The 3,063-nt window shown below is 68.7% G+C and carries 4 protein-coding genes; all 4 read right to left on the bottom strand.

All coding sequences use genetic code 11. From position 1 onward, the window contains the following. Positions 1-156: 156 nt before the first annotated feature. On the bottom strand, positions 157-774 hold the full coding sequence (locus ACGLHR_RS51230) for an NTP transferase domain-containing protein (protein ID WP_400103721.1): 618 nt from the start codon (positions 772-774) through the stop codon (positions 157-159). Next, positions 771-1,799, bottom strand: a complete 1,029-nt coding sequence (locus ACGLHR_RS51225; RefSeq protein ID WP_318237831.1) for an XdhC family protein — start codon at positions 1,797-1,799, stop codon at positions 771-773. Before ACGLHR_RS51225 ends, ACGLHR_RS51230 begins: the two co-directional genes overlap by 4 nt. After that, positions 1,772-2,353: a CoxG family protein gene (locus ACGLHR_RS51220; protein WP_267605466.1), complete on the bottom strand. Its 582-nt coding sequence runs from the start codon at positions 2,351-2,353 to the stop codon at positions 1,772-1,774. The genes ACGLHR_RS51225 and ACGLHR_RS51220 overlap by 28 nt, the downstream gene beginning before the upstream one ends. After that, on the bottom strand, positions 2,344-3,063 hold a 720-nt coding region (locus tag ACGLHR_RS51215), incomplete at its 5' end, for a VWA domain-containing protein (RefSeq protein WP_400103719.1). The genes ACGLHR_RS51220 and ACGLHR_RS51215, both read right to left, overlap by 10 nt.

The raw sequence follows: 3,063 nt of genomic DNA, 5'->3' as shown, positions 1-3,063 counted from the left end.
GATACTCAGACATGGGTCCCTCTTTTCCGCTCTTTTCGTCGAATCCCGAGGCGCCCCATACGGCCTAGGTAAACCTTTACGGCTCGCTTCGCATCGCGCATGGGTGGTTCCCGCCTGACGGGCGGGAATCACGGCTACCCCGCGGCTACCCCACGGCTACCCGAGATCTCCGGGGGTATCCACGTCCCTGAACGCGCCCTCGTCTTCCGTCAGAATCCGCATCACGGGCTGCGTCTTCAGCAACTCCCGGGCGCCTTCATCGCCATCGAGCTTCAGCAGCGTGTCTCGCCAGGCGGAGCCGAATCCAACCGGGTGCCCGCGGCGTCCGTCCCGCCACGGCGCGGCAATTGCGTCACGCGTCGTGATCGTCAACGCTACCGCTTGCACCAGTTCTGCCGGCAGCCAAGGCATGTCGGCGAGTGCCACCACCCAGCCGCTTGCGTCTGGCGTGGCGGCCACAGCCGCTGCCAGCGCGGCGCCCATGCCGGCCTGCGCAGCAGGGGTTTCAAGGACTTTGCAGCCTGCCGCTCGCAATTCGGCCGCCAGCGCGGGATTGCCCGGACGGATGACGGCGAGCGTGCCGGGCAGCACCGAGACCAGCGTCCTGGCGCTGCGGCCGGCTACGGTGCGGCCGTCGGGCAGCGTGGCCAGCAGCTTGTTGCGCTGGCCGGCGGGATCGAAGCGGCGGCCGTAGCCTGCTGCCAGCAGGATGCCGGTGGGGGGCTCGGCGGCGTTGATGGCGCCGTTGATGGAACCCGTCAGCGGGCTGGTCACGGGGAGGTGCTGCAGCTGCTGCCTTCGTTGGCGGCCAGCTCGCGCGCGGCCTTGGCGCCTTCTACCTGCAGGATGTCGGGCAGCGAGACGTGGTTCTTGGCGGCGATGACTTCGGCCAGGATCGAGATGGCGATCTCGGGTGGGGTGCGGCTGCCGATATAGATGCCGACCGGGCCATGCAGCCGCGCGAGCTGCAGGTCGTTGAGATCGAACTCCTTGAGCCGCTCGCGGCGCGCCTGGTTGTTGCGGCGCGAGCCGAGCGCGCCGACATAGAAGGCGCGCGTGCGCAGGGCTTCCATCAGCGCCAGGTCGTCGAGCTTGGGGTCGTGGGTGACGGCGATCACCGCGCAGCGCTCGTCGAGCTTCATGTCGGTCACGGTGTCGTCCGGCATGGTGCGCACCATGTTGACGCCGGGGATGTCCCAGGTCTCGGTGTATTCCTCTCGCGGGTCGCACACGGTGACCTGGAAGCCCAGGCCAACAGCGATCTGTGACAGGTACTTCGATAGCTGCCCCGCGCCGATCACCAGCATGCGATAGCGTGGCCCGTGGATGGTGAGCAGGGTGGCGCCGTCGAAGGCGAGGCCGTCGGTGGCCTCGGCCGGGCCGAGGGTGGCGCGGCCGCTCGCCATGTCGAGCGTGCGGGCTACCAGCTTGCCGTTTTCCACGGCGGCCAGCAGTTCGTCCAGGTGGCTGTCGGCGCTGAGCGGCTCGGTCACCAGTTCGATGGTGCCGCCGCAGGGCAGGCCGAAGCGGTGCGCCTCCTCGGCGCTGATGCCGTACTTGACCGCCTCGGGGCGCGCGCCGGCAATGCCTTCGCGCCGTACCCGGTCGATGATGTCATCCTCGATGCAGCCGCCCGAGACCGAGCCGACCACCAGGCCGTCGTCGCGCACGGCCAGCATGGCGCCTTCCGGCCGGGGCGAGGAGCCCCAGGTTCTGACTACCGTCACCAATAGCGTGCGATGGCCTTCTGCCAGCCACCGCACACTGCTCTTCAGGACTTCGAGATCCACGCTGTCCATGATCGTTTCCGCTTTGTTTCACCGTTTTGTTCATCGGGCGCGCTGCCTTCGCCGGCCGCCGCTCCGTCCTTGGCGACATTGTCATCGGTGCCTGGCTCGTCACCCTGCGCGCCGGACCCGCTCACCGCCGCCGTGAAGCGGTCGAAGAACGTATCGGCCATCTTGCGCGCCGCGGCGTCGACCAGGCGCGAGCCGATCTGCGCGATCTTGCCGCCAACCTGGGCGTTGACCGTGTAGGTCAGCACCGTCGCGTCGCCTTCGGGCGCCAGCGTGACAGCCGCGGTGCCCTTGCCGAAACCGGCGACCCCGCCTTGTCCGTCGAACTGGATGGTGTAGCTGTCGGGCGCCTGGATGTCCTGCAGGGCCATGCGCCCCTTGAAGCGCGCCTTGACCGGGCCTACCGCGGCAGTCAGCGCCACCAGGTAGGCGTTGTCGCCGTCAGGCTCGATGCTCTCACATCCTGGGATGCATTGCTTGAGCAGCTCCGTGTCGTTCAGGGCTTCCCAGGCGGTTTGCTGCGCTATCGGCAGTTGCCGCGTCTGTGTCATTTCCATGGTGGGGCAGTCTCCTTGGGGTTCTTGATGTCCCTACGCTCCGAGGTGCCCCTTTTCGGGGATGCGGGCGATGGGAAGACGGGCATGGCCAGCGGCTCGCGCGCGGCCAGCAGGGATTCGAGAGCGAACAGGCTGTCCAGGTTATGGGCCGAGCGCAGGGCGTCCACGTGCGGCAGGATGGCTTGCACGCCACGCGCCTGCGGCACGAAGCCGGCATAGCGCAGCAGCGGGTTGAGCCAGACGATGCGATGGGCGAAGCGGCGCAAGCGAGCCATTTCGCTGCCCAGCAGGTCGATGTCTTCACGGTCGAGCCCGTCGGTGACCAGCAGCACGGTGGCGCGACCGGACAGCGTGCGGCGCGCCCATTGGCGGTTGAACGTGGCCAGCGCGGTGCCGATGCGGGTGCCGCCGGCCCAGTCGCGCACCTGCCCGGTGATGGCGCCAACGGCTTCGTCCGGGTCGCGCTCGCGCAGCCAGCGGGTGATGTTGGTCAGCCGGGTGCCGAACAGGAACACGGACAGCCGCTCGCGCGATTGCATCAGCGCATGGCAGAAGTACAGCACCGCGCGCGAGTACTGGCTCATCGAGCCGGAGATGTCGAGCAGCAGCACCAGGGGCGGGCGGCGCTCGGCGCGGCGGCGGTATTTCCAGCGCAGCCATTCGCCTTGCTGGCGCACCGCCAGCCGGGCGCTGGCGCGCAGGTCGGCGTG

It is taken from the genome of Cupriavidus sp. CuC1 (genome assembly GCF_044627735.1).
In the GTDB taxonomy this organism is placed as follows: Bacteria; Pseudomonadota; Gammaproteobacteria; order Burkholderiales; family Burkholderiaceae; genus Cupriavidus; species Cupriavidus ulmosensis.
The sequence above is the reverse complement of the archived record's forward strand: the minus strand, read 5'-3'. Positions and strand labels throughout refer to the sequence as shown.

Coding starts and splice junctions, on each gene's coding strand:
- ACGLHR_RS51225 (WP_318237831.1), bottom strand. CDS start 1,799: ATGGACAGCGTGGATCTCGAAGTCCTGAAGAGCAGTGTGCGGTGGCTG.
- ACGLHR_RS51220 (WP_267605466.1), bottom strand. CDS start 2,353: ATGGAAATGACACAGACGCGGCAACTGCCGATAGCGCAGCAAACCGCC.